At 66.7% G+C, this 25,945-nt stretch carries 32 protein-coding genes; 22 read left to right on the top strand and 10 right to left on the bottom strand.

Annotation, left to right across the window (positions count from 1 at the left end):
• Window positions 1-98: 98 nt before the first annotated feature.
• The 17 genes from hisA (at window position 99) to rutA (ending at window position 11,616) form a co-directional block, all read left to right on the top strand.
• Complete coding sequence (hisA, locus tag CA833_RS04375) at window positions 99-830, top strand: 1-(5-phosphoribosyl)-5-[(5-phosphoribosylamino)methylideneamino]imidazole-4-carboxamide isomerase (RefSeq protein ID WP_207079347.1); 732 nt, start codon at window positions 99-101, stop codon at window positions 828-830.
• Complete coding sequence (locus CA833_RS04370) at window positions 827-1,072, top strand: hypothetical protein (protein WP_142632102.1); 246 nt, start codon at window positions 827-829, stop codon at window positions 1,070-1,072. Before hisA ends, CA833_RS04370 begins: the two co-directional genes overlap by 4 nt.
• A gap of 21 nt (window positions 1,073-1,093) precedes the next feature.
• Entirely contained in the window at window positions 1,094-1,855 is a 762-nt protein-coding gene (hisF, locus tag CA833_RS04365; RefSeq protein WP_142632103.1) for an imidazole glycerol phosphate synthase subunit HisF, read from the top strand.
• Between the two features lie 125 nt (window positions 1,856-1,980).
• Window positions 1,981-2,181 (top strand): PEP-CTERM sorting domain-containing protein, encoded by a 201-nt coding sequence (locus CA833_RS26870; protein WP_242526266.1) that lies wholly within the window; start codon window positions 1,981-1,983, stop codon window positions 2,179-2,181.
• A gap of 50 nt (window positions 2,182-2,231) precedes the next feature.
• On the top strand, window positions 2,232-2,558 hold the full coding sequence (locus tag CA833_RS04355) for a phosphoribosyl-ATP diphosphatase (RefSeq protein ID WP_207079346.1): 327 nt from the start codon (window positions 2,232-2,234) through the stop codon (window positions 2,556-2,558).
• 45 nt (window positions 2,559-2,603) lie between these two features.
• Window positions 2,604-2,981 carry a histidine triad nucleotide-binding protein gene (locus CA833_RS04350; protein ID WP_142632105.1) on the top strand — a complete coding sequence of 126 codons (378 nt, stop codon included), beginning with the start codon at window positions 2,604-2,606 and terminating at the stop codon, window positions 2,979-2,981.
• A gap of 133 nt (window positions 2,982-3,114) precedes the next feature.
• A complete protein-coding gene (locus CA833_RS04345) occupies window positions 3,115-3,627 on the top strand; it encodes a YbgC/FadM family acyl-CoA thioesterase (protein ID WP_142632106.1) in 513 nt (170 codons plus the stop codon).
• Window positions 3,627-4,337 carry a protein TolQ gene (tolQ, locus tag CA833_RS04340; protein ID WP_207079944.1) on the top strand — a complete coding sequence of 237 codons (711 nt, stop codon included), beginning with the start codon at window positions 3,627-3,629 and terminating at the stop codon, window positions 4,335-4,337. The genes CA833_RS04345 and tolQ overlap by 1 nt, the downstream gene beginning before the upstream one ends.
• Before the next feature lie 77 nt (window positions 4,338-4,414).
• Entirely contained in the window at window positions 4,415-4,807 is a 393-nt protein-coding gene (locus CA833_RS04335; protein ID WP_370584544.1) for an ExbD/TolR family protein, read from the top strand.
• A gap of 15 nt (window positions 4,808-4,822) precedes the next feature.
• A complete protein-coding gene (locus tag CA833_RS04330; protein ID WP_207079345.1) occupies window positions 4,823-5,815 on the top strand; it encodes a hypothetical protein in 993 nt (330 codons plus the stop codon).
• The gene (tolB, locus tag CA833_RS04325; RefSeq protein ID WP_207079344.1) at window positions 5,812-7,236 is read left to right on the top strand and encodes a Tol-Pal system beta propeller repeat protein TolB; all 1,425 of its coding nucleotides are present in this window, start codon (window positions 5,812-5,814) and stop codon (window positions 7,234-7,236) included. The genes CA833_RS04330 and tolB overlap by 4 nt, the downstream gene beginning before the upstream one ends.
• A gap of 152 nt (window positions 7,237-7,388) precedes the next feature.
• Complete coding sequence (gene pal / locus CA833_RS04320; protein WP_370584573.1) at window positions 7,389-7,913, top strand: peptidoglycan-associated lipoprotein Pal; 525 nt, start codon at window positions 7,389-7,391, stop codon at window positions 7,911-7,913.
• A 134-nt stretch (window positions 7,914-8,047) separates the two neighbouring features.
• Complete coding sequence (locus CA833_RS04315; protein ID WP_207079342.1) at window positions 8,048-8,584, top strand: J domain-containing protein; 537 nt, start codon at window positions 8,048-8,050, stop codon at window positions 8,582-8,584.
• A 57-nt stretch (window positions 8,585-8,641) separates the two neighbouring features.
• On the top strand, window positions 8,642-9,376 hold the full coding sequence (gene rutB, locus CA833_RS04310; protein WP_142632111.1) for a pyrimidine utilization protein B: 735 nt from the start codon (window positions 8,642-8,644) through the stop codon (window positions 9,374-9,376).
• Window positions 9,376-9,759 carry a pyrimidine utilization protein C gene (rutC, locus tag CA833_RS04305; RefSeq protein WP_207079341.1) on the top strand — a complete coding sequence of 128 codons (384 nt, stop codon included), beginning with the start codon at window positions 9,376-9,378 and terminating at the stop codon, window positions 9,757-9,759. The genes rutB and rutC overlap by 1 nt, the downstream gene beginning before the upstream one ends.
• Entirely contained in the window at window positions 9,752-10,534 is a 783-nt protein-coding gene (rutD, locus tag CA833_RS04300) for a pyrimidine utilization protein D (RefSeq protein WP_207079340.1), read from the top strand. Before rutC ends, rutD begins: the two co-directional genes overlap by 8 nt.
• A 5-nt stretch (window positions 10,535-10,539) precedes the next feature.
• The gene (gene rutA, locus CA833_RS04295) at window positions 10,540-11,616 is read left to right on the top strand and encodes a pyrimidine utilization protein A (protein WP_207079339.1); all 1,077 of its coding nucleotides are present in this window, start codon (window positions 10,540-10,542) and stop codon (window positions 11,614-11,616) included.
• Between the two features lie 46 nt (window positions 11,617-11,662).
• Here the strand turns inward: rutA and CA833_RS04290 are convergent, their stop codons facing one another.
• Window positions 11,663-12,376: a hypothetical protein gene (locus tag CA833_RS04290; RefSeq protein WP_207079338.1), complete on the bottom strand. Its 714-nt coding sequence runs from the start codon at window positions 12,374-12,376 to the stop codon at window positions 11,663-11,665.
• Between the two features lie 199 nt (window positions 12,377-12,575).
• Window positions 12,576-13,349: a DUF4019 domain-containing protein gene (locus CA833_RS04285; RefSeq protein ID WP_207079943.1), complete on the bottom strand. Its 774-nt coding sequence runs from the start codon at window positions 13,347-13,349 to the stop codon at window positions 12,576-12,578.
• 136 nt (window positions 13,350-13,485) lie between these two features.
• On the opposite strand from CA833_RS04285, the gene CA833_RS04280 reads away from it, so the two are divergent.
• Entirely contained in the window at window positions 13,486-13,989 is a 504-nt protein-coding gene (locus tag CA833_RS04280; RefSeq protein ID WP_142632116.1) for a GNAT family N-acetyltransferase, read from the top strand.
• 126 nt (window positions 13,990-14,115) lie between these two features.
• On the opposite strand, the gene infC is transcribed toward CA833_RS04280, so the two are convergent.
• Together infC and pdeM are read right to left on the bottom strand one after the other, a co-directional pair.
• Window positions 14,116-14,637 (bottom strand): translation initiation factor IF-3, encoded by a 522-nt coding sequence (gene infC / locus CA833_RS04275; RefSeq protein ID WP_142632117.1) that lies wholly within the window; start codon window positions 14,635-14,637, stop codon window positions 14,116-14,118.
• A 164-nt stretch (window positions 14,638-14,801) separates the two neighbouring features.
• Window positions 14,802-15,506: a ligase-associated DNA damage response endonuclease PdeM gene (pdeM, locus tag CA833_RS04270; protein ID WP_142632118.1), complete on the bottom strand. Its 705-nt coding sequence runs from the start codon at window positions 15,504-15,506 to the stop codon at window positions 14,802-14,804.
• A 58-nt stretch (window positions 15,507-15,564) separates the two neighbouring features.
• Here pdeM and hemF point away from each other — a divergent pair, with 58 nt between their 5' ends.
• Together hemF and add are read left to right on the top strand one after the other, a co-directional pair.
• Window positions 15,565-16,431, top strand: a complete 867-nt coding sequence (gene hemF / locus CA833_RS04265) for an oxygen-dependent coproporphyrinogen oxidase (RefSeq protein WP_207079337.1) — start codon at window positions 15,565-15,567, stop codon at window positions 16,429-16,431.
• A 112-nt stretch (window positions 16,432-16,543) separates the two neighbouring features.
• Window positions 16,544-17,677: an adenosine deaminase gene (gene add / locus CA833_RS04260; RefSeq protein WP_242526265.1), complete on the top strand. Its 1,134-nt coding sequence runs from the start codon at window positions 16,544-16,546 to the stop codon at window positions 17,675-17,677.
• A 20-nt stretch (window positions 17,678-17,697) separates the two neighbouring features.
• Here the strand turns inward: add and CA833_RS04255 are convergent, their stop codons facing one another.
• On the bottom strand, window positions 17,698-18,084 hold the full coding sequence (locus tag CA833_RS04255; protein WP_207079336.1) for a VOC family protein: 387 nt from the start codon (window positions 18,082-18,084) through the stop codon (window positions 17,698-17,700).
• Between the two features lie 102 nt (window positions 18,085-18,186).
• Here CA833_RS04255 and soxR point away from each other — a divergent pair, with 102 nt between their 5' ends.
• Window positions 18,187-18,627 carry a redox-sensitive transcriptional activator SoxR gene (gene soxR, locus CA833_RS04250; protein ID WP_207079335.1) on the top strand — a complete coding sequence of 147 codons (441 nt, stop codon included), beginning with the start codon at window positions 18,187-18,189 and terminating at the stop codon, window positions 18,625-18,627.
• 1 nt (window position 18,628) lies between these two features.
• Here soxR and CA833_RS04245 read toward each other — a convergent pair whose 3' ends face one another.
• From CA833_RS04245 to CA833_RS04225, 5 genes are all read right to left on the bottom strand, one after another.
• Window positions 18,629-19,171 (bottom strand): hypothetical protein, encoded by a 543-nt coding sequence (locus CA833_RS04245; protein ID WP_207079334.1) that lies wholly within the window; start codon window positions 19,169-19,171, stop codon window positions 18,629-18,631.
• A 7-nt stretch (window positions 19,172-19,178) separates the two neighbouring features.
• On the bottom strand, window positions 19,179-22,616 hold the full coding sequence (smc, locus tag CA833_RS04240; RefSeq protein ID WP_207079333.1) for a chromosome segregation protein SMC: 3,438 nt from the start codon (window positions 22,614-22,616) through the stop codon (window positions 19,179-19,181).
• Between the two features lie 32 nt (window positions 22,617-22,648).
• The gene (locus CA833_RS04235; RefSeq protein ID WP_207079332.1) at window positions 22,649-23,419 is read right to left on the bottom strand and encodes a thioredoxin domain-containing protein; all 771 of its coding nucleotides are present in this window, start codon (window positions 23,417-23,419) and stop codon (window positions 22,649-22,651) included.
• Between the two features lie 125 nt (window positions 23,420-23,544).
• Window positions 23,545-24,297 carry a thioredoxin domain-containing protein gene (locus tag CA833_RS04230; RefSeq protein WP_242526264.1) on the bottom strand — a complete coding sequence of 251 codons (753 nt, stop codon included), beginning with the start codon at window positions 24,295-24,297 and terminating at the stop codon, window positions 23,545-23,547.
• A complete protein-coding gene (locus CA833_RS04225; RefSeq protein ID WP_207079331.1) occupies window positions 24,294-24,854 on the bottom strand; it encodes a DUF721 domain-containing protein in 561 nt (186 codons plus the stop codon). The genes CA833_RS04230 and CA833_RS04225 overlap by 4 nt, the downstream gene beginning before the upstream one ends.
• A 29-nt stretch (window positions 24,855-24,883) precedes the next feature.
• On the opposite strand from CA833_RS04225, the gene mutY reads away from it, so the two are divergent.
• Window positions 24,884-25,930 (top strand): A/G-specific adenine glycosylase, encoded by a 1,047-nt coding sequence (gene mutY, locus CA833_RS04220; protein ID WP_207079330.1) that lies wholly within the window; start codon window positions 24,884-24,886, stop codon window positions 25,928-25,930.
• The last annotated feature ends 15 nt before the right edge of the window (window positions 25,931-25,945 follow it).

Here is a 25,945-nt window from a genome sequence, read left to right as displayed (position 1 = left end):
CGGGGATCCCGCTTTTCTTCTGCTCTCGTCCCGCCCAGCCGCCAGCGGGGCCCCCGCCTTCGCGGGGGCGACGAAGTAGTATAGGTCAGGATCGCCAGATGATCGTATTTCCCGCCATCGACCTCAAGCAGGGGCAGGTCGTCCGCCTTGCCGAAGGCGACATGGATCGCGCCACCGTCTACGGGGACAATCCCGCCGCGCAGGCCATGCTGTTTGCCGAAGCCGGATCGCAGTATCTCCACGTCGTCGATCTCGACGGCTCCTTCGCCGGCCGCGCCGAGAACCGCGAGGCGGTGGAAGCCATCCTCGAGGTGTTCCCCGGCCATGTGCAGCTGGGCGGCGGCATCCGCACCCGCGAGGCGGTGGCGGGCTGGTTCGACCTTGGCGTGTCGCGCGTGGTCATGGGCACCGCCGCGCTGAAGGACCCGCAGTTCGTCAAGGACATGGCGCGGGAATACCCCGGCGGCATCGTCGTCGCGGTGGACGCGCGCGACGGCATGGTCGCGACCGAGGGCTGGGCGGAAGTCTCCGACGTGTCGATCGTCGACATGGCTCGCCGCTTCGAGGACGCGGGCGTGGCCTCGCTGTTGTTCACCGACATCGGCCGCGACGGCCTGCTCAAGGGCGTGAACATCGACGCCACCGTCGATCTGGCGCGCCGCACCGACTTGCCGGTGATCGCGAGCGGCGGCGTCAAGGGCCTCGACGACATCCGCCTGCTGGCGCTTCATGCGCGTGACGGGATCGAGGGGGTCATCACCGGCCGCGCGCTCTACGACGGCCGCCTCGACCTTGCCGCCGCGATCCAGATAGCCGAGCGCGAGGGATGAACGAGAACCGCCTCATCGCGGTGATGGCGCTGGTGGTGCTGGTGCCGAGCGCGCTCTGGGCGCTGCGCGATTTTCGCGAGGGCAAGGCGAAGCTGCTGCTGTTCAGCCGCGCGCGCTCGAAAGTCGAGACCACGCTGGCGGACAATCCGCAGAGGTTCTGGGGCTATTCGGCGTTCAACCTTGCCGTGTGCCTGACGCTGGGCGCATTGTGCGTGATGCTGTTCTTCAAGCCGGTAGAGTGAAGTCATGCCAAGGATCTTGAAATGACAGTTCGTATCCGCGTCATCCCCTGCCTCGATGTCCGCGACGGGCGCGTGGTGAAGGGCGTCAACTTCGTCGACCTGATCGATGCCGGCGATCCGGTCGAACAGGCCCGCGCCTATGACAAGGCCGGGGCGGACGAACTGTGCTTCCTCGACATTTCGGCCAGCCACGAAGGCCGCGGCACCCTGCTCGACGTCGTGCAGCGCACTGCCGAGGTCTGCTTCATGCCGCTCACCGTGGGCGGCGGCGTGCGCACGGCGGACGATGCCCGCGCGCTGCTGCTGGCGGGCGCCGACAAGGTGGCGGTCAATTCCGCCGCTGTCTCGCGCCCCGAAGTGGTGGCCGACATTGCCGAAAAATTCGGCTCGCAGTGCATCGTCGCCTCGGTGGATGCGCGGCGGGTGGCGCCGGGTAAGTGGGAAATCTTCACCCACGGCGGCCGCAAGGCGACCGGGATCGATGCGCTGGAGCATGCGGTGAAGCTCGCGGACTACGGCGCCGGCGAACTGCTCGTGACCTCGATGGACGGCGACGGCACCCAGAACGGCTATGACCTCGCGCTCACCCGCGCAATCGCCGAATCCGTTTCGATTCCGGTGGTTGCCAGCGGCGGCGTTGGCAATCTCGACCACCTCGTGGCGGGCGTGACCGAGGGCAAGGCGAGTGCGGTGCTGGCCGCCTCGATCTTCCACTTCGGCAAGCACTCGATCGCCGAGGCCCATGCCGCCCTGCGCGCCGCGGGATTGCCGGCGCGGGGTTAGAATCGGTCTTCATGGTTAGTTAACGCCATGGCCCGAATCGAGACATTCCCTTATACGTACTTGCCGCATGCCGCTCCCCGGCCAAGATCGGGACATATCTGTCGGCAGCTGATTGGAGAGGCCCGTTGCAGCGCTTTCATGGCACCCCGTTCCCGATTGCACCCGCTTCGCTGGGGGTTGTCGTCGCGGGCGCCCTGATGCCGCTGCCTGCCCATGCGGCCGATGCGATCACCCTGCCGGAGCCGAGCGGGATGCTGCTGCTGGGTATCGGTGTGGCCGGTGTCTGGCTCGGCCGGCGCTTTTCGCGCGGCAAGGGCAGCGATTGACGCATCCGCGGGCTTGACCCCGGACATGGCCTTGCCCATGGCTTGCCGCGATGAGCACTTCCGAAACCCTGGCGCGCCTTGAGGCAACCATCGCCGAACGCCGCGATGCCGATCCTTCGTCGAGCTATGTGGCCAAGCTTCATGCCAGGGGCATCGGCAAGATCGCGCAGAAGCTGGGCGAGGAAGCCACCGAAACGGTGATTGCCGCGCTGACCGAGGACGACAAGGCGCTGGTCGGCGAGGCTGCGGACCTGATCTTCCACCTCATGGTGCTGTTGGGGGCCCGCAATGTCCCGTTCGCCTCGGTCCTCGACGAGCTCGACCGGCGCGAGGGCGTCTCGGGCATCGCCGAGAAGGCTTCCCGGCCCCGGTCGTGATGGCCGATCCTGACGGCAAGATACTGAAGTAAAGCGGAGATTTCGATGCCGATCGACCCCAGGCAGCCTTACGACGACAGCAACATCTTCGCCCGGATCCTGCGCGGCGAACTGCCCTGCGGCAAAGTCTACGAAGACGCGTTCGCGCTTGCCTTCAACGACATCCGTCCGCAGGCGCCGGTCCACGTGCTGGTCATTCCCAAGGGCCGCTACGTCTCGTGGGACGACTTCACCGCCAGGGCGGAGGACGGCGAGATCGCCGGCTTCATGCGCGCGGTGGGCAACGTGACCCGCCAGCTCGAACTTGACGGGCCGGGCTACCGCCTGATGGTCAACATGGGTACCAACGGCCACCAGGAAGTGCCGCATCTGCATGTCCACATCTTCGGCGGGCGGCAGTTCTTCCAGATGATCGCCGACTGAGCGGGATCCTCGACAAAACCTGAGGAAAACCGGGCTGCCCGCCTCGCGCGGGCGGCATGACGTCGGCATTCTTGCCGTGTGAGCCCCGCGCAGGGTTGCACCGCGCCCCCCTCCCGTTACACAGGCCCCCGGCATGAGTGCACAGACCCCCATCCCCCCCGTTTCATCGCGGGATCCCAGCCCGCAAGGCGGGGTTTTCGACGGTCCCGTCCACCGCTACGCGCTGCGCGTGTTCTACGAGGACACCGACGCGGGCGGGGTGGTCTATCACGCCAATTACATCCGCTGGTTCGAACGCGCGCGTTCCGACCTGCTCGACCTGCTGGGCATCGACCAGCGCGCCGCGCTGGATTCGGGCGCGGGGCTCTACACGGTGGCGGAAGTCAACGTGCGATACCTTTCGCCCGCGCGCCTTGGCGACGCGGTGGTGATCGAGACCCATGCCCTGCAGGTCGGCCGCGTCAGCTGCACCTTGCGCCAGATTGCCCGGCGCGGCGAAATCCGGCTTGCCGAAGCGACGGTAAAGGTCGGGTTCATCAGTCCTGAAGGACGACCGCGCAGACAGCCCGAGGCCTGGCAACAGGCCTTCGCCACCCTACTCGACAGCTCCTCGCAGGACCTCCAGACCGGCCCGGAAGGACAATGATGACCTTTGAAATGCTCGCCTCTGCCATCTCCATCGGCAGCGATTCCAACCACCTCAACCCCATCGAACTGTTCCTGCACGCGGATATCGTGGTGCAGGCGATCATGGGCGGGCTGCTGCTCGCGAGCCTCTGGGTCTGGACGATCATCATCAGCTTCATGCTGCGCATGGGCTCGGTCTCGCGCGCCTCGGACGATTACGAGGACGGTTTCTGGGAGGCCCAGAACTTCGAGGCCTACCAGAAGGACCGCCGCCGCGGCGACGTGCCGATGGGCAAGGTGGCCGGCGCGGGTCTGGCCGAGTGGCGCCGCAATGCCTCGATGAAGCAGATCGACCTCGAAGGCGCGCGTGAGCGTATCGCCATGGCCATGGGTTCGTCGGTCGGCGAGGAGGCCGACAAGCTGTCCGCCCGCCTGAACTTCCTGGCGACGGTGGGGTCGGTAGGTCCCTTTGTGGGCCTGTTCGGTACCGTCTGGGGGATCATGAACAGCTTCTTCCAGATCGGCCAGCAGCAGAACTCCTCGCTTGCGGTGGTTGCCCCCGGCATCTCCGAGGCGCTCTTCGCCACCGCCATCGGCCTGTTTGCGGCAATTCCGGCGGTTATCGCCTACAACCGTTTCTCGCACCGGGTGAACATGTTCGAATCGCGCATGCAGCGCTTTGCCGACAAGCTGCACTCCGCGCTGACCCGCGAGCTGGAGCAGCGCTGATGGCGATGGGTTCTTCGGGGGGGATGTCCGGCGGAGGACGGCGAGGCGGCCGTCGCGGTCGGGGCGGCAGAGCTCCGATGGCCGAGATCAACGTGACGCCGCTGGTCGACGTCATGCTGGTGCTGCTGATCATCTTCATGGTCACCGCGCCGCTGCTCAAGGCGGCGGTGCCGATCGACTTGCCCGACAGCCGCGCCAGCGCGACCAACGACGAGAGCGACCAGCTGACCATCTCGATCAAGCGTGATGGCACCGTCTATTACGAAGAAGACGCGCTGGCCCCCGGTGAGCTGGCCGAACGCCTTGCCGCCGTGCCTGCGGGCGCGGACGGCAAGAAGCCGCAGGTCACGCTGCGCGCCGACAAGGCGCTCGACTATGGCCGGGTGATGGAAGTCATGGGCGAACTCAATCATTCCGGGTTCACTTCGATCGCGCTGGTGACGGGTGTCAGCGGCGGTTCAGGCCGCTGAGCTAGGCTGGACACGATGGCAACGGTTAGAACCAGGTCCGGACTGAGCAAGGAAGAGGGGCTCGGCCTTGGGGTGGCGCTGGCGCTGCACGCGGGGCTGCTGGTGCTGCTGCGCGCGCAGCCGGGCGAGCCACCGGTGATTCCGCCGCCGCAGCGTATCGAGGTGACGCTGAGCGACGATGTCGCGCCCACCTCGACCTCGCCCAACCCGTTCGAGCAGGCCGCTCCCGATATCGCGCCGACCCTGGGCGAGGCCGTTCCGGCCCCGGCGCCCGAACCTGCACCCGCTCCGGCGCCGGTGCCGGCTCCAGCCCCCAAGCCCGCGCCGCCGCAGCCTGCGCCCAAGCCGGTCCCGGCACCGAAACCCGTACCCAAGCCGGTTCCAAAGCCCGCGCCGGTGTCGCCCCCAAGACCGGCACCCAAACCGGTCGCGAAGCCGGTTCCCAAGCCTGCGCAGCCGGCTGCGAAACCGGTTGCCAGGCCTGCCGCGAAGCCGGCCACGCGCACGCCGCCGCGCAAGAACCCGATCGACCAGATCCTCACCGGCATCGACCGTTCGGCCAATACCGCCGCAAAGCCCTCGGCCACGCCGAAAAAGGCGGGCGGAAGCCGTGTCGGCTCCGACTTCCTGTCCGGCGTTTCCGGCGCGACCAGCAACCAGGGCAAGGGGACGCCTGCCGCCGCTATCGGCCCGCAAGTGCGCTCGGCGCTGTCGGGGGCGATCACCCGGCAGCTCAAGCCGCACTGGAGCCCGCCGGATGGCGCCGATGCCGATCAGCTGGTGACGATCCTCTCGTTCAATCTCAACCCGGACGGCAGCCTTGCCGGTCGGCCGATCGTCGTGCGCCAGATGGGTATCACCGATGCCAATCGCGCGCAGGCGCAGCGCCATGCCGAACAGGCGATCCGCGCTGTGCAACTCGCTTCGCCTTTCAATCTTCCCTCGGAATACTACGATGCGTGGAAACGCGTTTCGTCGTTCCGTTTCGACCTGAGGCTTTCGCAATGACTTCTCGTCCGCTTACGCTCGTCCTGTCGTTCGCTCTGGCTTCGACTGCACCGGTCTACGGTGTCTATGCCCAATCACAGCCGGCACCGGTTCCCGCCCAGTCGGCGCCTGCTCCGGCGGGGCAGGCCGATCAGGGGCTCGAAGCCGACGATGCCGGACTCACCGGCTCGGTTTCCGCCGACGGTGCCTGGCAGGACCTCGGTATCGCGATCACCAATTTCGCGACCGACAACGACGTGCCGACCCAGACCAATGCCGGCTCGACCGGCGCGCTGGGCCGCGCCCTGTCGCAAGTGGTTGCATCCGACCTTCGCAACAACGGCCTGTTCAAGCCCTCGGGCCCGGACGGCCTGCCGCAGCCCGCTTATGCCCAGGTGCAGGCGCCTGACTATCCGACCTGGTCGGCACGCGCGGCGAACATGCTGGTGCAGGGCTATGTGCGCGCCGGAGCCGACGGCAACCTGACGATCGGCTGCTATCTCTACGACGTCCAGCTCAAGCAGCAGCTGATGAAGGGCGGTTGGCAGGTCGCTCCTTCCGACTGGCGCCGCGCGGCGCACAAGTGCGCGGACATGGTCTATTCGCGGCTTTCGGGTGAAAGTCCGTTCTTCGATTCCAAGATCGCCTACATTGCCGAGACCGGGCCCAAGGATCACCGCATGAAGCGGCTGGCGATCATGGATTCGGACGGCGCCAACCACCGCTATCTGACCAGCGGCCAGGCCACCGCGCTCACCCCGCGCTATTCGCCGGACTATTCGAAGATCCTCTATCTGTCGTATCTCAACGGGCAGCCGAGCATCTACGTCTACGATCTCGCCAGCGACAGCCAGAAGCTGATCGCCCGCACGGGCAATCCGACGATGGCGCCGCGCTGGTCGCCGGACGGCAAGTGGATCCTCTATTCGATGGCGAGCGGCGGCAATACCGACATCTACCGCATCTCCTCGAGCGGCGGCACGCCGATCCGCCTGACCAACACGCCCGGCATCTCGATCGGCGGTTCCTATTCGCCCAACGGCTCGCAGATCGTGTTCGAGAGCGACCGTTCGGGCACCCAGCAGATCTACGTGATGAACGCGGATGGTTCGAACCAGCACCGCATCAGCTTCTTCGGCGGCCGCGCGGCGACGCCGGAATGGAGCCCGCGCGGTGACCAGATCGCCTTCACCCATATCGCGGGCAATCTGCGTGTCGCGGTGATGAGCCCCAGCGGCGGGGGGCTGCGCTACCTGACCAATTCCTGGCAGGACGAGGCGCCGACCTGGTCGCCGAACGGGCGCATCGTCCAGTTCTTCCGCACCGAAAAGACCAGCGGCAAGAGCTCGATCTGGCAGGTTGACCTCACCGGCAAGAACGAACGCAAGCTGCCGACCCCGGTAGGCGCCTCCGATCCGGCCTGGGGGCCGGTTCGCCCCTGACGCCGCGGCCGATTTTGCTGTAACCTGTGCGTTGCCGCTCCCTCGGACGGCAACCGTTCAGGTTGACAGTGTTTACATTTGCACGAACACCTAAACAGACGCGGTCATTCAATTGGCCGCGCACCACAGGAGATTGCCTCATGCCTGCCCTCATGTCCGCCAACCGATCCGTGAAGACCGACACCACCGTGCTTCTCGTTGCCGGTGCACTGGCCCTTTCGGCTTGCGGCACCAAGGCACCCAAGCAGCTCCCGCCCGAGCCCGGCCCGGCCACCACCACCCAGACCCCCGGGCAGCCCGCCGGTCCGGTCCCCGGCAGCCAGGCCGACTTCCTCGCCCGCATGATGGGTTCGGACACCATCCACTTCGGCCTCGACCAGTACGACATCGACGCCGAAGACCAGGCTGCTCTCGCCAAGCAGGCGCAGTGGCTGATCCAGTACCCCAGCAAGCGCGCGACCATCGAAGGCCACTGCGACGAGCGCGGCACCCGCGAATACAACATTGCGCTGGGTGAGCGCCGTGCCAATGCGGCCAAGAACTACCTCGTCAGCCTTGGCGTCGACGCTTCGCGTCTCAGCACCGTGAGCTTCGGCAAGGAACGCCCGATCGCGCTGGGTTCGGACGAGGCTTCGTGGGCGCAGAACCGCCGCGCGGTGACCGTCACGATCGACTGATCGGCCCCGGTTTTCCGGTTCGGCAAAGGCCCGGCTCGCATGCGCGAGCCGGGCCTTTCGTTTTCTGCCTGATTTGTCGCGGGGGGGCAGTTGGGGCTTGCAATGGTTTCGAGTCGGCAGGTATCGGCGGTCGAATGAGCAGAGCAGGCCGATCCATGGACTGGGGGTTCCCGCGCTGGCGCAGCTATGGCAGCTCGCGCGAGGCGGCGCAGGTGCGCCTGTGCGACCGGCATGGCTGCACCGAGCCGGGCGATTGCCCAGCACCCAAGACCCCCAACAGCCGCGATCGCTGGTATTTCTGCCAGAAGCACGCCGCCGAATATAATGCGGGCTGGGATTACTTTGCGGGCCTCGATGCCGAGGAAGCGGCGCGGCGCGAGGCCGAGGAGCGCTCCGAGGCCGAAGGCTACAAGGAATCGGCGCACTACGGCTGGGCGGGCTCGGGCGACGGCAGCCGCAGCCGGGATGAGCTCAACGCCTTGGAAGCGCTGGGCCTCGATCCCGATGCCGACTTCGATGCCGTGCGCAAGGCCTGGCGGATGAAGGCCAAGGAAGTCCACCCGGATGTCCGGCCCGACGATGCCGAGGCCGCCAAGGCCTTTCAGACCTATCAGCTTGCCTATGAAGTCCTGCGCGCGGCGGAAGAGCGCCGCGAGTGGAAGGGCGCGTAAACACGCGATTTTTCGAAGCGGCTTGACGATTTGCTGCACCTGCTCAATCCTGCGCGGGTGAGCGAAGCAATCGTCGATCCCGTGCCAACGCGTTCCGGCCCCTCGGTGGTGCTGCCGGCGCGTCCCGAAGCGATCCGGCTCGATGCCGCGACGACGGCGGTGATCGTTGTCGACATGCAGAACGCCTACGCCAGCAAGGGCGGCTATGTGGACGAGGCTGGCTTCGATGTCGGTCCGGCGGCCAGCGTGATTCCGAAGATCGCCGAAGTCGTCGAGGTAGCGCGCACGGCGGGCATGCCGGTGGTCTTCCTGCAGAACGGCTGGGATGCAGGCTATGTCGAGGCGGGAACGCCGCTCTCGCCCAATTATCACAAGTCCAATGCGCTGAGGACCATGCGGGCGCGGCCCGAGCTTGCCGGAAAGTTCCTGGCACGGGGCGGGTGGGATTACGAACTGGTGGAGGCGCTGGCGCCGCAGGGCGATGACCTGCGCGTACACAAGCCGCGCTATTCGGCGTTCTTCAACTCGCAACTCGATTCGGTGCTGCGCGCACGCGGAATCCGCACGCTGATCTTCACCGGCATCGCCACCAACGTCTGTGTCGAATCGACCCTGCGTGACGGCTTCCACCTCGAATACTTCGGCGTGTTGCTGGAGGACGCGGTGCACCACCTCGGGCCCGACTTCATCCGCGAGGCCAGCCTCTACAACGTCGAGAAGTTCTTCGGCTGGGTGAGCAGCGTCGCCGATTTCCGCACTGCCGTCGGCCAGCTCCCACCAAAGGAACCGTGATGCCTTTCGAACCGATCAATCCGCCGCAGTTCCCCACCCCCATCGCGCCCTATTCGGCCGGGGCCAAGGCGGGCAATGTTGTCTACGTCTCGGGCGTGCTGGCGCTGGGCGAGGGCGGTGCGGTGCTCCATGTCGGCGATGCCGCCGCACAGACGCGCCATGTGCTGGAGGTCATCAAGACCACGGTAGAGGCCGCCGGGGGGACGATGGCGGACATTGCCATGAACCACATCTTCCTCAAGGACCTGAACGATTACGCCGCTTTCAACGCGGTCTACGCCGAGTATTTCCCGGGCGATAAGCCCGCCCGCTACTGCATCAAGTGCGAACTGGTGAAGCCGGATTGCCTCGTCGAGATAGCCTCGGTCGCCCACCTTGCCTGAGGCTGGCGGGCTCTACTACGAAACGTATGGGAGCGCGGAGGCTCCCCCGCTCATCCTGTCGAGCGGCCTTGGCGGCTCGGCGGGCTACTGGGCGCCGAACCTCGCGGCACTGGCCGCGCATTTCCGCGTCCTCGCCTATGACCACCGCGGCACCGGCCGCAGCGAGCGCGCTTTGCCGGAGACCACATCGGTCGAGGATATGGCGGGCGACGTGATCCAGTTGATGGACACTCTCGGCATTGAGCGGGCGCATTTCATCGGCCATGCGCTGGGCGGCGCCATCGGCGTCGAGACCGCCATCCGCAGCGGCCGGATCGACCGGCTGGTGGTCGTCAACGGCTGGCGCTCGCTCTCCCCGCATACCCGGCGGTGCTTTGCCGCCCGCCTGGCCCTGCTGCACGGCGCAGGCGAGCGCGCGTTCCTCGAAGCGCAGCCGCTGTTCCTCTACCCGCCCGACTGGATTGCCGCGCACGACGGTGACCTTGCGGCCGAGCTCGATCACCACCTCGCCGCCTTCCCCGGCATCGCCACCACCGCCAAGCGCATTGCCGCGGTGCAGGCCTATGCGCCCGATCCTGCAGGGCTTGCCGCGCTCGAAAACCTGCTGGTCGTTGCCACGCGCGATGATTTCCTGGTGCCCTATGCCTCTGCGCTCGATCTCGCCGAGCCGGTAGAGCATGCCGATGTCGCCACATTCGACTGGGGCGGCCACGCCTGCAACGTGACCGATCCGGAAGCTTTCAATCGCCTCGTTCTCGAATTTCTCAGGAGCTGAAGCCCATGCAAGTCGGCGTTTTTGTTCCCATCAACAACAATGGCTGGCTGATCAGCGAGAATGCCCCGCAATACCTGCCCAGCTTCGATCTCAACAAGGAGATCGCCCGGCGGGCCGAGAAATACGGGCTCGATTTCCTGCTCTCGATGATCAAGCTGCGCGGCTTCGGCGGCAAGACGCAGTTCTGGGAATATGGCCTCGAAAGCTTCACGCTGATGGCGGGGCTCGCGGCGGTGACCGAGAAGATCAGGATCTTCGCCACCTGCCCCACGCTCATCATCCCGCCCGCCTTTGCCGCGCGCATGTGCAACACCATCGACAGCATCAGCCACGGTCGCTTCGGGCTCAACCTCATCACCGGCTGGCAGCCGCCCGAGTATACGCAGATGGGCCTCTGGCCGGGCGACGAGCATTTTCGCAACCGCTACGATGTGCTGGGTGAATATGCGCAGGTGCTGCGCGAACTGTGGGAGACCGGCCGCTCGGACTTCAAGGGCAAGTACTATGAAATGGACGATTGCCTCGTCCGCCCGCAGCCCGAAGCCGACATGAAGATCATCTGCGCGGGCTCGTCCGATGCGGGCCTCGCCTTCTCGGCCCAGTGGGCGGACTATGCCTTCTGCCTCGGCAAGGGCGTCAACACCCCCACCGCCTTCGCCTCCAACAACGACCGCCTTGCCAAGTTCACCGCGGAAACCGGCCGCGACGTGTCAGTCTTTGTGCTGGTCATGGTGATCGCGGCCGAAACCGACGAGGAAGCGATGGCCAAGTGGCAGAGCTACAACGACGGCGTCGATCTCGAAGCCATCGCCTGGCTCGCCGACCAGGGCGCGAAGGACACGGTCAACACCGACACCAACGTACGCCAACTCGCGGCGCCGGAAGGGGCGGTGAACATCAACATGGGCACGCTGGTCGGCAGCTACGAAAGTGTGGCGCGCATGCTCGACGAGATGGCCGAGGTGCCCAACACCGGCGGCGTGCTGCTGACTTTCGACGATTTCCTTGAGGGCGTGGAGGCCTTCGGTACGCGCATCCAACCGCTGATGAAAAGCAGGGCCGCAGCGGTACGTCCTGCCTGAACGGGGACTTGCGCTGCGGTCATCGGGGGGAGGGCAACAGTGTCCATCAGGGGGCGGCGATCCGGCGCAGGGCCAGCACATCGGGCGCATGGCGCAGGCGCTGGGCGGTCTGGCGGTCGCCGGAAGCAGGGCAGTCGAACACGACGTTGAGGCGGTCGCGGCGGCCAAATTCGAGCCACTGGATGGTGAGTCCCGCGTCCCGGGTCGGCAGTGTGCAGGCAAGGCCGGACATGTGCACGCTCGCCTCGCCCGTGGGGCGGTCGGCCTTCAGGCCGGCGGCAAAGGCATTGGCGGTGTTGCGCTTCACCCTGGCCTTGTAGTGCTGGTAGTCCCAGTCGCGCTGTACCGCGTCCCAGTGGCCGAGTTCGATCAGCACTTCGCCGGTCGGGGAGACGGTGATCTTTGTCAGCCGGCATTGGGGGCACGTCCCCGCCGGTGTGACCGTGAAGACGATCGTCGCGCTGGTATCGGGGAAGACCTGCGGCTTCGGCTTGCGCGGCACGGCGCCGGTCACGAGGATCGGCGCGGATGTTGTCTCGGCCGTCCTTGCCGCCGCCGCTGACGCAGGCTCGGGCGCGACCGGCGGCTTCACGGCTTCGGGCTGCGGAAGGCTGGACAGCACCGGCTCGCGCTGTTGGGGAGGCGGCGGGGCTTGCTCTTCGCGGGCTGCCCGCCTTGTAGCGAGCGGATCGGCGTGCATCAGCGATCCGGCGCAGCCGCTGGTGGCCAGTAGGGCGGCGAGCGGTGCGCTCCAGTGCAAGGATGCGAGGGGCGGGCGCAGGGAGCGGGGTAGGAAGGGTGTCATTGGAATGAGCAGCGCAGGGCCTCGGGGTGGGGTCCGGGCGGTGTGCCGGGACGTCCTTTTCTGGCGCTGTCATTCCAAGCGCATATTTCACACGGATTTCCAATCGGGCTCCCGGGCCGCCCGCTCCTTGCAACAATTGGTCTTTTTAGGGCGTCTATTCGATGATGACGCCCACCACCCGCCACTTGCCTTCTTCGCGTTCGAGCGAGACGGTCTCCACCGCGCCGGCCTTGTTGGCATAGCGGGTGCGGAACCTGACTACCTGGTAGCCGTTGGGCGGGGCGGGGAGTTCCTCCTGGCTGAGCAGCACGCGCGAGAGCACGGCGCCGAGCGGCACGCGCACTTTTTCGGAGGTTGCGGCCCAGACCTGAGCGGTGTTCAGTTTCCGGAAGGCCGAGCCGGTGTCCCGGTAGCTGTCGTCCCAGCGGCCCTGATCGACCAGCGTGAGCCACTGGCGGGCGGCGTCCACCACTTCGCTGTCGGCTGCGGTGGCCGTGGCGGTCGGCACACCTGGTGCGCTTGCATGGGTGAGGGCGGCAAGCACTGCAAGGCCGAGGGTCAATGTCATGAGCAGGACTCCGATGATGATCCAGAGCCGGCGACGCACCGGCCCGGCGCCGTCACGCGGCGCATCGTCATGATCGTTCGCGGGGCGATCCGGGTCCTCCCCCATTCGTCTGTCCCCTAACATTTCGGGGAGAGGGCCTGGCGTGTCGGTTTCCGCCGCCAGCAGCAGGCGCGCGGCTTCGCGGCTGCTCGACACCGCCATCTTGCGGCGGGCGTCGCGCAGCCGCTCGTTGATCGTGTGGATCGAGAGGTCGAGATCGCGCGCGATCGACTTGGCATCGTGGCCGCGCACGATCAGGCGAAGGGTCTGCTTCTCCTTCTCGGTCAACCCCCAGGTGGGATCGCTGGCGGGATCGGGCATCGGCATGTTCATGGTCCTGCGAATCTAGGGCTGGCGGGCGAGTCCTCGCTACCCCCAAAAATTTGTAGTCCGCCCCCTCCTGTTTGCCGCTTGGCGTGCGTACAGCGGGGGGAGTTGATGTCCGGAGAGTACTGCCATGCAAATTCGTGTCGCCACCGAGGCCGATCTTCCCGCGCTGCATCCGGTGATCGAGCGTGCCTATCGCGGCGACAGCGCAAGGGCGGGGTGGACGTTCGAGGCGGACCTGCTGAGCGATGACCGCACCGATCTCGGCGAATTGACGGCCATCGTGTGCAGTGCGTCCGATCGCCTGTTGGTGGCGATTTCCGAGGACGGTGTGCCGATCGGCTGCGTGCAGGTGACCTCCAAGGGGGCGGGACTGGCCTACCTGGGCCTGCTCTGCATCGATCCGGTGCTACAGGCGGGTGGTCTCGGCCGCCAGTTGATCGCGGCCGCCGAGGATCTTGCGCGAGACGTGTTCGGCGCGCACGCCATGGAAATGACGGTGATCGACCAGCGCGTTGAACTGATCGCCTATTACGAGCGGCGTGGTTATGGGCGGACGGGCGAGACGCGCCCCTTCCCGGTCCTGGTCGATCCGCCGCTGGCGATGGTCGTGCTGGAAAAGGCGTTGGCTTGAAAATTCGCCTTAGCGGGTTTTTGCAGCGCCGTCCCGCTGGCCCGCAAGAACCGACCGCGAACGACAAAGGGCGCGCCTTGCGGCGCGCCCTTTGCGTTAGGCCCGATTCGATGTGCCTTGCTCGCCTTACTTGGGCGAGAGCACCATCAGCATCTGGCGGCCTTCCATGCGCGGATAGGCTTCGATCTTGGCGATGTCAGCGACGTCTTCCTGCACGCGGCGCAGCAGGTTCATGCCCAGCTGCTGGTGCGAGAGTTCACGACCGCGGAAGCGCAGGGTGACCTTCACCTTGTCGCCATCACCGATGAAGCGGACCACGTTACGCATCTTGGTCTCGTAGTCATGGTCATCGATGTTCGGACGCATCTTGATCTCCTTGATCTCCTGCGTCTTCTGGGTCTTGCGCGCGGCATTGGCCTTTTTCTGGGCCTCATACCGGTACTTGCCGACATCGAGGAACTTGCACACCGGCGGATCGGCGTTCGGCGAGACTTCAACCAGGTCGAGACCGACATCGGCCGCCTGTTCGATGGCCGCACGCGTGTACATGACACCCAGGTTCTCGCCATCCTGGTCGATAACCCGGACCTTGTCCGACTGGATCATGTTATTGTAGCGCGGTCCACTCTTGACCGGTGGCGTCATCATGCGCCGGGGTGGGGGTGCTATATGCGTTCTCCTGAATCGCTTCTGTCAAATGGCTGCAAGTTCGGGCGTCATTAATGCGAATCGCCTCGACACGCAAAGGCCGATTTCAAGGAAATCTACAGGACGCCCCGACCGTATGAAACGGTCATGACGCATATAGGTGCTCAGGCGGCCGCTCGCCAGAGGGGATAGCGCAGAAGTTGGTCCTTCGCGGCGACCAGGGCGTCGATCTCGTTGGCGGGCTGGAGCGCCTCGACGATGACGGGATCGGCGGCGTCCATCCCGCCGGTAAGCGCGCCGAAAGCAGGCAAAATCAGCCGATTGCCGCCATGGACCACGCAGGGGCGAGCGATCCGGCGGCCTCGTGCATGGACGATCAGGCGGGGGTGATAGTGCCCGGAAAGTTCCGCTCCGGTGCAGCCCGGCTTCGCCTCATGGCGCAGGGTGATGCCCGAGACCGCGATTTCCTCCACCAGGGTGCCACCCGCCTCGTGGCCGAGATGGGGATCGTGATTTCCGGTGATCCACACCCAGTCGAGCACGCGGGTAAGCGCGCAGAGCATGCCCGCGGTATGCGGATCAAGCCGCTGTGTCCCGGCGCTGTCGTGAAAATTGTCTCCCAGAGCGAAGACCCGCCGTGCGCCGGTCTGCCGCACCGCGTGGGCGAGGCGCTCCAATGTCTCGCGGCTGTCGTAGGGGGGCAGCATCTGCCCGGTCTGCGCGAAGAAGCTGGCCTTTTCGAGATGCAGGTCCGCCACCAGCAGCGCCTGCTCGCGCGGCCAGTAGAGCGCGCTCCCGCGGGTCGCCGGGGCCGAGGCGGGCGGCGGCACCAGAAAGATCTCCTGTGCGCAGAACGAAAAGGGAACCATGGCTTTCCCTTGCCGTGACCGGCGCGATTTGGCAAGCGCGGCCGCAAGGGGAAAACGAATGACCGACTGGACTGCCCACACCGACCGCGCCCGTCACTGGTTCGAGACGTTGCGCAGCCGCATCTGCGCCGAGTTCGAGGCGATCGAGCGCGAGGCAGGCTCCTCCGCTTCCTTCGAGTATACCCCGTGGAAGCGGGCGGCGGTTGAAGGCGGCGAGGACGGCGAGACCGGAGGCGGCACCCGCGCGCTGATGAAGGGCGAGGTCTTCGAGAAGGTGGGCGTCAACGTTTCCACCGTTGTTGGCGCACTTTCGAAGGATTTCGCCGGCACGATCAATGGCGCCTCGGCCGAACAGAACGCCTTTTCCGCCACCGGCATCAGCCTCGTCGCACACATGCGCAACCCGCACGTGCCGGCCGTGCACATGAACACCCGTTTCCTCACCACCACCAAGGCCTGGTTCGGCGGCGGTGCCGATCTCAATCCGCCGCTGCCCTATGACGAGGATACCGCCGAGTTCCACGCTGAACTCAAGGCGACCTGCGACGCCCACGGCGAGCGCCATTACGAGCGTTACAAGGCCTGGGCGGACGAGTATTTCTACATTCCCCACCGCAAGGTTCACCGCGGTGTGGGCGGCATCTTCTACGATCACCTCGAATGCGCCGATGATGCCGCGTGGGAGGCCAATTTCGCCTTTACCCAGGCGGTGGGGGAGGCCTTCCTCGCGGTGTTCCCGCGCCTCGTGCGCCGTCGGATGGGGCTGGATTTCACGCCCGCCGACAAGGCCCGGCAGCTCGAATGGCGTGGGCGCTACGCCGAGTTCAATCTTGTCTACGACCGGGGCACGCTGTTCGGCCTCAAGACCGGCGGCAACATCGACGCCATTCTGATGAGCCTGCCGCCCGAGGCGACCTGGAGCTAAGTCGAAGGCAGTCCCCGCTTTTCTGGAATGGGGCGTGTCGTTTTCGTCGATGGACAGGCACCAGGGCATTCGCGGATAGAGGAACGGGGTTTCCTTCAGGTGCGAGTATCCGATGCTGCTTTCCCGACGGTCGTTCACGCAGGCCGCGCTTCTTGTGCCTGCGCTTCCTGCTCTTGGCGGCGTGCGCGCACTGGCGGCGCCTGCCGAGGGCACGGCGGGCGACATGGCCCGCTTCATCGCGGCAATGCCCAAGGCGGAATACCACGTCCATCTCGAAGGCACGCTGGAAGCCGAGATGAAGTTCGCGCTCGCCCAGCGTAACGGGGTAAAGCTGCCTTTTGCCGATGTCGCGGCGATGAAGCGCAGCTACGTCTACCACGACCTGCCGAGCTTCCTGGCGATCTACTACGACGGCATGAACGTGCTGCTCAAGCAGCAGGACTTCTACGACCTGGCCTATGCCTATCTGGCCAAGGCCCATGCGCAGAACGTGCTCTATGCCGAGATGTTCTTTGATCCCCAGCAGCATATCGACCGGGGCATCGCGGTCGAGGCGGTGATCGAGGGAATCACGCAGGCGCGTGCCGATGCCCAGGCGAAACTGGGTATCGAATCGCAGTTGATCCTCTGCTTCATGCGGGATCTTACCGCCGACAATGCCATGAAGGCGCTCGATGCCGCGCTGCCCTACAAGGACAGACTGGTCGGTGTCGGCCTCGATTCCGACGAGAAGGACAATCCGCCCGGCAAGTTTGTCGCCCACTTCGCCAAGGCACGCGCGGCCGGCCTGCACGTGACGGCGCACTGCGACGTCAACCAGAAGGATACGCTCGGCCATATTCGCGAGGCGCTGCTCGACATCGGGGTCGAGCGGATCGATCACGGCGGCAATATCCTGCAATCGCCGGAACTGATGGCTATCGCGCGCGAACGGGGCATCGCCTTCACCGTCTGCCCGACCTTCTCGGGGCAGATCCTCGTGAACGGCAAGCCGGTCGACGTCGTGCGCGGCATGCTCGACAATGGGCTCAAGGTCACGCTCAACTCGGACGATCCGGCCTATATGGGCAGCGAGTACATCAACGAGGTCATGGTGAAGGCGCAGATCCGCAGCAGCCTGACCAAGGCCGAACTGCTGCGGATCGAGCGTAACGCCTTCGATGCGGCCTGGATCGCGCCCGAGCGCAAGGCCGCGTTCCAGGCCCGGCTCGATGCCTTTGCCAAGGCGCAGGGCGTCACGGCCTGAGGGGGCTTTGCATTGCGGACTTACGCGTAGCTGACGAGTTCGAACTCGATGCCGTCCCAGTCGAAGAAATAGAAGCGGCGGCCCGGCTCATAGTCGGCATGGTTGAACGGCACGAGGCCTGCCGCGATCACCCGGCGTTCGGCTTCGTCGAGGTCGTCCACCACCAGGCCGACGTGGTTGAGCGGGGCGCCCTTGCCGAAGCGCCTTGTGCCGTCCTTCGCCTGCGTCTTGCGGTCGGTGTAGACCGCGATGTAGCTGAAGTCCCCGCCGACATGGATCGTCTCGCCGCCGTTGATGGCGGGCCCCCGCCAGCGTTCGTGCCAGCCGAGCAGGTCCTGCAGCAGCGCGGACGAACGGTCGATGTCGCTGACGGTGATGTTGGCATGTTCGAGGCGGCCCTGGGCCATCGGAATGTCTCCTGCATTTTCCGCCGGTCGAATCGCCGGCCTCGCCTTGATGCAATCTCAAGTTAACTTGAGGTCAAACGAAAAAGGCGGCACAAGACGCCGATGGTCGAGGATCGCTTCATCTCCATCGGGTATCTCGCCCGCCGCACCGGTGTCGCGGTTTCCGCCATCCGCTTCTACGAGGAGAAGGGGCTGCTCACTTCGCTGCGGTCGAGCGGCAACCAGCGGCGTTTCCTGCGCTCCGACATTCGCCGGGTGAGCTTTGTGCTGATCGCGCAGAAATTGGGCCTCGGCCTTGCCGAGATCGAGCGCGAACTCTCCAGTTTGCCGCAAGGGCGCACGCCGACGATGGAGGATTGGGAACGCATCAGTATCTCCATGCGCGAGGCGATCGATGCCAGGATCGCGCTGCTGGAACTGACCCGCCGCAAGCTGGATGAATGCATCGGCTGCGGCTGCCTCAGCCTTGCCAAATGCCGCCTCTACAACCGCGATGACGAGGCAGGAGCGCTAGGGCCAGGGCCGCGCTTCGTGCTGAAGTGAATCAGCCGCGTTCGGCGGTCCGGCGGATGGCGCCAAGGATACGCCGCCGGATCAGCCCGCTGACCGGACGGATGAGCAGCCAGTATGGCCGGAAACGCCGGAAGGATTCGCGATCCGGGCACGAGACGCGGGTCTGCGTCGTGAGACGGCAACCATCAGGCGTCTGCTGGACATCGAAGCCGAGCGCGAGTTTGGCGACGCCGCGCTTGTCGAAGGCCTTGAACGCGTGGCCGTCCGCCACCGGGCAAAGACCGTAATCGGCATGCCAGAACCGACCGACAAGGCCGTAGACCAACCCGTCCGGCGTGCGCTCCAGAAGGGTGAAGTTTGCCATGCCGAAGGGTTCCGGGCGCCGTTTTCCGGTGAGCCGGGCGGGCAGTTCGCGCAGGGCGATCATGCTGCGGAAGAACGGATCGTTTTCCGGGCGATAGGCAGCAACAGCCTCGAGGATGGTTCCGGTTGCGGCTTTTACCTTGGCCGAATGCGTCTCGGAAAACTGGAACTGCGGCAGGTAGCCGTCGATCAGGGGATTCGGCAGGGACATCTGACCGTCATTCCGCAGCGAGCAGTTGCTCTGCACCGACAAGGTCGACGCTGACGAGGCGCGAGACGCCCTTTTCGACCATCGTCACGCCGAACAGGCGGTGCATCCGGCTCATCGTCACCGCATTGTGGGTGACGACAAGATAGCGCGTGTCGGTTTCCTTGGTCATCGCTTCGAGGAGGTCGCAGAAGCGCTCGATATTGGCATCGTCCAGCGGCGCGTCGACTTCGTCGAGCACGCAGATCGGCGCCGGGTTGGTGAGGAATAGTCCAAAGATCAGCGCGACGGCAGTGAGCGCCTGCTCGCCGCCCGAAAGCAGCGTGAGCGACTGCAACCGCTTGCCCGGCGGCTGGGCGAAGATTTCGAGACCGGCTTCCAGCGGATCGTCCGAATCGACCAGCGCGAGGTGCGCCTGGCCGCCCTGGAACAGCCGCGTGAACAGGCGGCGGAAGTGGCCGTCGACCGCCTCGAAGGCGGCGCGCAGGCGCTCACGGCCCTCGCGGTTGAGATTGCCAATCGAGCCGCGCAGCCGCGCGACCGCTTCGGCCAGCTCTGCTTTTTCGGTGGCGCTGACGCCAAGCCGTGCCTCGGCCTCGGCCAGTTCGTCGGCGGCGAGCAGGTTGACCGGGCCGATCCGCTCGCGCTCGGCGACAAGGCGGTCCATGCCCGAACCTTCGTTGTCGGCATGGCCGACGTCGCCGGGCACGAAGCCGAAGCGTTCGGCCAGGACCGGCGGCGGGCACTGGAAACGTTCGCCCGAAACCCGGGTGGTCTCGATCCGGCGGGCATCCTCGTTCTCAGCGCGGGCAGCGGTTCCGGCGCGGTATTCGCGGGCCGAGGCGAGCATTTCCTGCGCGGCGGCAAGCGCCGCATCAGCCTTGCGCGCGGTTTCTGCGAGGGTGCCGACGGCTGCGTCGGCCTTGGCCAGCTCCTCGGCCAGACGCTCCCGGACCGCTTCGCCTTGTTCGATCTGCTCGAGCAGCGAGGCGGGCTTGGCAGCGATGACTGCACGCTCGTTCTCGATCTCCTCCAGCCGGCCGCCCATTTGCGCAAGGCGGTTGGCGGCATCCCCGGCGCGGGCCTGCCAGCCGCGAATGTCGCCGGCCTGGGAGGTCGTGCGTTCGCGGGCGACGGCCAGCCCCTGATCGTGCGCCGCAAGTGCCGCGGTCGCCGCCTGCAGTGCGGTCCGGGAGGTATCGTTCTGCTGCCTGGCTTCGTCGAGCGCGGCGCGGCCGGTTTCGGGATCGGGCAGGGCCGCGCGCTTCGCCTCGGCGGCCGCGACATCCTGCTCGGCCGCCTGGCGCTGCTCGGTGAGTTCCGCTTCGGCGCGGGCGAGCTCGGCACGGCGGGCGGTGTGACGCTGGCGGGCGTCCTCTGCCTGATCGACGCCGCGCAAGGTGGTGCGTTCCGCCGTGGCGGCATCGGCAATCGCCCGTTCGGCGGAGACCACGGCGGTGGAGAGCGCAGCCAGCTGTTGCTGGACCTCGCCCTGGCGGGCCTCGGCAACGGAAACCGCTTCGCGCAAGGGCGGCAATTGCGCGTCGAGCTGGGCAAAGCGGTTTTCCGCTTCCAGCCGCGCCGCTTCGGCAGCGCCTTCGCCGCGCGCGATGAAACCGTCCCAGCGCCGCAGCACACCACCGCGCGTGACCAGCCATTCGCCGGGGGCGAGCGGGCGTGCATCGTCCTCATCGGTAACATGGACCAGCGCCAGGCGAGCGGCGAGTTCCGGTGGGCACCGGGTGACATGGGCGGCAAGGCTGTCCGGGACGGCAGCGGGCGCCTTGGCGCCGGTCCAGAACCGGCCGTCTGCCTTGGCGACCTCCCCCAAGGGGGCGCGGGCGTCGCGGCCCAGCACGGCGGCCAGCGCGCGTTCGTAACCGGGCGAAACTTTCACCGCGTCGATGGCGACGGGCAGGCCATGCGCCGCCTTGGCGCCTTTGGCGCGGGCTTCGCGGTCCTTCAGCAGCGCGGCATGTTCGCGCTCGATGCCGGTCAGATCGGCCCGGGCGGCGGCGAGCGTGGAGGCGGCGTTGTCGCGCTCGGCCTGAAGTTCGCCCTTGCGGGCCTGCTGCGCCTCCAGCCCGGTGCGGGCGGCGGCAAGCGCGGCACTGGCCGCTGCGGCACGCGCCTGCGCTTCGGCGAAGGCCGCATCGAGATCTTCTGCCTGCGGCAGAGCCCCGACTTGCGCGGCAAGGCGCGTCATTTCGCCGGAGAGCCGGTCAAGCCGGGCGTGGGCCTGCGCCCGTTCGGCTTCGGCGATCCGCCACTCCGCCTCGACCCCGGCCTGCGCGGCGGTGGCCTGCGCCAGATCGAGCTCGGCCGCGCGCGAGGCGCGTTCGGCGCCTTCGAGGGCATTGGCCAGCCGCGGACGCGTCGCTTCGTCGAGTTCGAGCTGGCGGCGTCCTTCGGCCAGTTCCTTCTCCAGCCGGGTGAGCGCTTCGGCCGCGTCGCGGGTCAGCCTGTCGGCATCGCCGCGATCTTCCTCCAGCCTCTGTTTCTGGCGGTCAAGGTCCTTGAGACGCTGCTCGGCGGCTTCGAACTGGCTGGTCAGCGTCGCCATGCGGTGGCCTTGCGCGCTGGCATCGTCCCGCCGGTCGGCAAGTTCGTCCCGCGCGAGGATCAGCGCCTTGGCAGCTTCGGCCTGCTGCTTCTGCGCTTCGGCGGTGAGGTCCTGCGCGGCGTTGACCCGCAGTTCGGCGGCCTGCGCTTCCTTGCGCGCGACTTCGGCAGCGGCTGCGGCATCGCGCCAGCGGGCGAACACCACGCGGGCTTCGGCGAGGCGGATCTGGTCGGTCAGCGCCTTGTAGCGTTCCGCCGCCTTGGCCTGACGGCGCAGTGCGAGGACCTGCTTGTCCAGCCCCGCCATGAGGTCTTCGAGGCGGGCGAGGTTGGCTTCGGTCGCGCGCAGCTTGGTTTCGGCGTCCTTGCGGCGGACGTGGAGGCCGGCGATGCCCGCGGCCTCTTCCAGCATGGCGCGGCGTTCGGCGGGCTTGGCGGCGATGACGGCGGCGATACGGCCCTGCGAGACCAGTGCGGGGCTATGCGCGCCGGTGGCGGCGTCGGCGAAGATCAGCGCCACGTCCTTGGCGCGCACGTCGCGGCCATTGACGCGGTAGGCGCTGCCCGCGCCGCGCTCGATCCGGCGGATAACTTCAAGTTCTTCGCGCACGCCGTCGGAATTGAGCGCGGTTTCGCCGTGCAGCACGACTTCGGCAAAGGCGCGGGGAGGGCGATTGGCCGTCCCCGCAAAGATCACGTCTTCCATCCCGCCGCCGCGCATCGACTTGGCCGAGCTTTCGCCCATGACCCAGCGGATCGCTTCGAGGAGGTTGGACTTGCCGCAGCCGTTGGGGCCGACGACACCCGTCAGCCCGGGTTCGATGCGCAGTTCTGCAGGCTCAACGAAGCTCTTGAATCCACTGAGCTTGAGCCGCTTGATGCGCATCGATCGAGGTCAGGCCTGGGGCTGGCGGAGCATCAGCGCGCGCCGGCTTCCTGGAGCTTGGCTTCCAGTTCCTTGAACTCCATCGAACCGACGTTGCTGCCGTTGATCAGGAAGGTGGGCGTGCCGGTGATGTTGAGGTCCTTGGTGGCCTTTTCGGTCTGGTCGGCAAGCGCCTGCGCCTTGGCGGCATCGCCGAGGCACTGGTTTGCCTGATCGCGCGAGATCCCGCGTGAGGTGAAGAACTCGGTCATGCCGCTGACTTCGGAAAGCGCGGCCATCTGCTGGTTCTTGGGCAGGTTCTGGATGCCCTGAAGCCTGGCTTCACCGGCCGCCTGCAGCTTCTGGAACATGTTGGGCTGCCAGGCCCAGAACTGCTCGGCGAGCGGCAGTACTGCCTCGGTCGAACTGCAAGTGGCCTGCAGGGTGGCGGCGATATCGTAGATGTTGAGCATGAAGAAGCGCACTTCATAGCTCACCCGGCCGCTGTTGATGTACGTATCGCGCAGGGTGCCGAAGCCGTCGGTCGCGAACTTGGCGCAGTGCGAGCACGAAAGCGCGCCGTATTCGACCAGCTTGATCGGGGCTTCGGGGTTGCCCATGCGGTAGCCGCCATCGGCGGTCTTCGCGACGACATCCGACCAGGTCTTGCCGGCGGGTGCGGCGACCTTTGCCAGCGCCTCGCTGGAAATGGGAGCCGAAGTGCCGCCGTCAGCCGGGTCTTTCTTGCCGCAAGCGGCAAGGCCGAGCGCGAGCGGGGCCAGGGCGACGCCGAGAACGATCTTGCGGAAAACGGGACGGGTCATCGATGCGAATCCTCGATTGGAAGTGCGAAAGCTAGCCTATGGGCTTTCGCGTTCAAAGCTGGGGGGATGCCCGGAAAGCCTGCTTTCCCACAGGATTTCCGGGGCTTTCGGGAGGTCGGGCGAGGTTAGATGCTGCCCTTGCGTTGGGCGGCCTGCTTGGCGGACAGAGCCTGCGAGAGGCCAGCCCAGTCATGCGCATCGAGCAGCTTGCCGTCGAGCACGAAGCTGGGCGTGGAGTTGGCGCCAACCGCCTGCACGGTCTTCTGCTGCTGCTCCAGCTTGGCGAAGGCAGCCTTGTCGTTGATGCACTGGTCGGCCTTGGCATGGGTGACGCCCCAGGGCGCGACCATCGAATAGAAGTCGAAGTCGGCCGCGATGGTGCGCATACGGGTCTGGATGTCGCCCTGATACCACAGCTTCTGGCGGTCCTCGCCGATGGTGTTCAGCTTGGCCATCCAGATGTCCTGGGTAGCGAGGAAGGCATTGTGGCGCACGACAAACCGCTTGGGATCGCCGCAGGTCGTCAGCATGGCGATGGTGAGGTCGATCGGGTTGCGCAGCAGGTTGGTGATGGTCAGCGCGACCTGGCCTTTCGCCACCATGCCCTGGCGCAGCGGGGCGTCCGATTCCTTGGTGAAGTGGGCGCAGTGCGGGCAGGTGTAGCTGACGAATTCGGTGACCCGGGTCGCCGCCCTGGGGTTGCCCAGCAGGTGACTGCCGTCGGCAGTGATCGTCACCGTCGCGGCCCAGTTGGCGGTGGTGGGAGCGGGTTTGGCGGCGGCAGCCGGTTTGCCGGCCGGCGCGGCGCCGGTCGCGAGAAGGGCGGCTGCGGCAAGCGCGCCGAGCTTTGCAGCGCGCGACTTCGAGATGGTCATCATGTACCCCGTTCGTCCTTTAATGTCTCGTCCTTGGCGGCCAGACTGCGTGCCAGCGATTCCAGCACCGCGCGAAGTTCCGGATCACCGACGTCGCGCAGCGATTCGCCCAGTTCGAAGGGCACCGGCTTCACGCTTGGCGGCGCGGTCCGCGGCCTTGCAGCAGGTGGCGGCTTAACCTCGCCTTGCCGGATTTTTGCTTTGGCCACGGCCTTGTAGCCGAAGAAGCGGTTCACCCGCTCGATGATCTCGGGCACGACATGCTGGATCATCGGCGCATGGGCGGGGGCGACCACCAGTTGCAAGATGCCGTCGCACTTCTCGCCGGGCGGAAAGCGGATCGATTCGGGCGAGCAGACGCGCGCGTGGCGGGCGCCGACGATCTCCGGCCAGCGGGTCACCACGCTTGATTGCACGAAGCCGAAGCGGCGGAAGGCGGTTCGGCCCACTTCGGGCATGAGGTCGGCAATCGCACGCGCCTGTCCGCCGCGCGGGCGTTCGAAACGCTTCGGCGTCTTTGCGGCGTTCTTGCCGGTGTTCTTGGGGCGATCCCGTTCCATTGTCGGCGCTCCAATGCCATAGGGCTGGCATGGACGCCAGCCGCGATACGATCCCCGACCTGCTTCTCGGCTGGTACGACCGCAATGCCCGCACGCTGCCCTGGCGGGCACCGCCGGGAACGCCGGCGCCGGAGCCCTACCGGGTGTGGCTGTCCGAAGTGATGCTGCAGCAGACCACGGTGGCGGCGGTGAAGGACTACTTCGCCAGGTTCACCGCGCGCTGGCCGCACGTGACCGATCTTGCCGCGGCGGCTGACGAGGAGGTCATGGCGGCATGGGCGGGGCTTGGTTACTACGCCCGCGCCCGCAACCTGCTGGCCTGCGCCCGCGCGGTGGCGGAGCGGGGGGGCGCGTTCCCCGAAACCGAGGAGGAACTGCGCGCGCTGCCGGGGCTGGGCGCCTATACCGCCGCTGCCGTGGCGGCGATTGCCTTCGGGCGGCGCGCGGTGGTGGTGGATGCGAACGTCGAGCGGGTGGTTTCGCGGCTGTTCGCGCTGGAAGAGCCGCTGCCGGGATCACGGCCGACGATCCGCGCGCTGGCTGATACGATCACGCCGGACTCTCGCGCGGGTGACTTCGCGCAGGCCATGATGGACCTTGGCGCCACCGTCTGTACGTCACGCGCGCCGCGCTGCCTGCTTTGCCCGCTGGCCGATCCCTGCAAGGCGCGCGTCGCAGGCGAGCCGGAGCGGCTGCCGGTCAAGGCGGCGAAGAAGGCCAAGCCGACGCGGCTGGGGCGGGCGTTCTGGATCGAGCGGGATGACCATGTCTGGCTGGTCCGCCGTCCCGAAAAGGGGATGCTGGGCGGGATGCGCGCGCTGCCGGATGACGGCTGGATCGCGCGCAGCGACGGCAGCGGCAAGGGGCCGATCGACGGGCCTTGGGAAAATGCGGGCAGGGTCGGCCACGTCTTCACCCATTTCGCGTTGGAACTCTCGCTTCAGGTGCATATCGGCGCATTGGCGGGCGATCCGCCGGGCGAGGGCGAATGGTGGCCGCTTGAGCGCATTGACGAGGCCGGGCTGCCGACCCTGTTCGCCAAGGCCGCCCGCCTCGCACTGGCGGAGACCGTGTGAGTCTTCCGGCGCTGA

The sequence above is a fragment of the Novosphingobium sp. KA1 genome (genome assembly GCF_017309955.1).
Classification (GTDB): domain Bacteria; phylum Pseudomonadota; class Alphaproteobacteria; order Sphingomonadales; family Sphingomonadaceae; genus Novosphingobium.
Note: the sequence above shows the minus strand (reverse complement) of the source record. Positions and strands in the feature narration are given on the sequence as shown.

Excerpts from the sequence above, each read along its gene's own strand:
- infC (WP_142632117.1), bottom strand. The coding sequence starts at position 14,637 with ATGATGACGCCACCGGTCAAGAGTGGACCGCGCTACAATAACATGATC.
- CA833_RS04280 (WP_142632116.1), top strand. The coding sequence starts at position 13,486 with ATGCAAATTCGTGTCGCCACCGAGGCCGATCTTCCCGCGCTGCATCCG.
- mutY (WP_207079330.1), top strand. The coding sequence starts at position 24,884 with ATGGACGCCAGCCGCGATACGATCCCCGACCTGCTTCTCGGCTGGTAC.
- hisA (WP_207079347.1), top strand. The coding sequence starts at position 99 with ATGATCGTATTTCCCGCCATCGACCTCAAGCAGGGGCAGGTCGTCCGC.
- CA833_RS04355 (WP_207079346.1), top strand. The coding sequence starts at position 2,232 with ATGAGCACTTCCGAAACCCTGGCGCGCCTTGAGGCAACCATCGCCGAA.
- CA833_RS04330 (WP_207079345.1), top strand. The coding sequence starts at position 4,823 with ATGGCAACGGTTAGAACCAGGTCCGGACTGAGCAAGGAAGAGGGGCTC.
- CA833_RS04335 (WP_370584544.1), top strand. The coding sequence starts at position 4,415 with ATGGCCGAGATCAACGTGACGCCGCTGGTCGACGTCATGCTGGTGCTG.
- pal (WP_370584573.1), top strand. The coding sequence starts at position 7,389 with ATGTCCGCCAACCGATCCGTGAAGACCGACACCACCGTGCTTCTCGTT.
- CA833_RS04370 (WP_142632102.1), top strand. The coding sequence starts at position 827 with ATGAACGAGAACCGCCTCATCGCGGTGATGGCGCTGGTGGTGCTGGTG.
- CA833_RS04245 (WP_207079334.1), bottom strand. The coding sequence starts at position 19,171 with ATGTCCCTGCCGAATCCCCTGATCGACGGCTACCTGCCGCAGTTCCAG.
- CA833_RS04315 (WP_207079342.1), top strand. The coding sequence starts at position 8,048 with ATGAGCAGAGCAGGCCGATCCATGGACTGGGGGTTCCCGCGCTGGCGC.
- soxR (WP_207079335.1), top strand. The coding sequence starts at position 18,187 with ATGGTCGAGGATCGCTTCATCTCCATCGGGTATCTCGCCCGCCGCACC.
- add (WP_242526265.1), top strand. The coding sequence starts at position 16,544 with ATGCTGCTTTCCCGACGGTCGTTCACGCAGGCCGCGCTTCTTGTGCCT.
- pdeM (WP_142632118.1), bottom strand. The coding sequence starts at position 15,506 with ATGGTTCCCTTTTCGTTCTGCGCACAGGAGATCTTTCTGGTGCCGCCG.
- CA833_RS04285 (WP_207079943.1), bottom strand. The coding sequence starts at position 13,349 with ATGCCCGATCCCGCCAGCGATCCCACCTGGGGGTTGACCGAGAAGGAG.
- smc (WP_207079333.1), bottom strand. The coding sequence starts at position 22,616 with ATGCGCATCAAGCGGCTCAAGCTCAGTGGATTCAAGAGCTTCGTTGAG.
- rutC (WP_207079341.1), top strand. The coding sequence starts at position 9,376 with ATGCCTTTCGAACCGATCAATCCGCCGCAGTTCCCCACCCCCATCGCG.
- hisF (WP_142632103.1), top strand. The coding sequence starts at position 1,094 with ATGACAGTTCGTATCCGCGTCATCCCCTGCCTCGATGTCCGCGACGGG.
- tolB (WP_207079344.1), top strand. The coding sequence starts at position 5,812 with ATGACTTCTCGTCCGCTTACGCTCGTCCTGTCGTTCGCTCTGGCTTCG.
- CA833_RS04235 (WP_207079332.1), bottom strand. The coding sequence starts at position 23,419 with ATGACCCGTCCCGTTTTCCGCAAGATCGTTCTCGGCGTCGCCCTGGCC.
- CA833_RS04345 (WP_142632106.1), top strand. The coding sequence starts at position 3,115 with ATGAGTGCACAGACCCCCATCCCCCCCGTTTCATCGCGGGATCCCAGC.
- CA833_RS04255 (WP_207079336.1), bottom strand. The coding sequence starts at position 18,084 with ATGGCCCAGGGCCGCCTCGAACATGCCAACATCACCGTCAGCGACATC.
- rutA (WP_207079339.1), top strand. The coding sequence starts at position 10,540 with ATGCAAGTCGGCGTTTTTGTTCCCATCAACAACAATGGCTGGCTGATC.
- CA833_RS04230 (WP_242526264.1), bottom strand. The coding sequence starts at position 24,297 with ATGATGACCATCTCGAAGTCGCGCGCTGCAAAGCTCGGCGCGCTTGCC.
- CA833_RS04225 (WP_207079331.1), bottom strand. The coding sequence starts at position 24,854 with ATGGAACGGGATCGCCCCAAGAACACCGGCAAGAACGCCGCAAAGACG.
- hemF (WP_207079337.1), top strand. The coding sequence starts at position 15,565 with ATGACCGACTGGACTGCCCACACCGACCGCGCCCGTCACTGGTTCGAG.
- CA833_RS04350 (WP_142632105.1), top strand. The coding sequence starts at position 2,604 with ATGCCGATCGACCCCAGGCAGCCTTACGACGACAGCAACATCTTCGCC.
- tolQ (WP_207079944.1), top strand. The coding sequence starts at position 3,627 with ATGACCTTTGAAATGCTCGCCTCTGCCATCTCCATCGGCAGCGATTCC.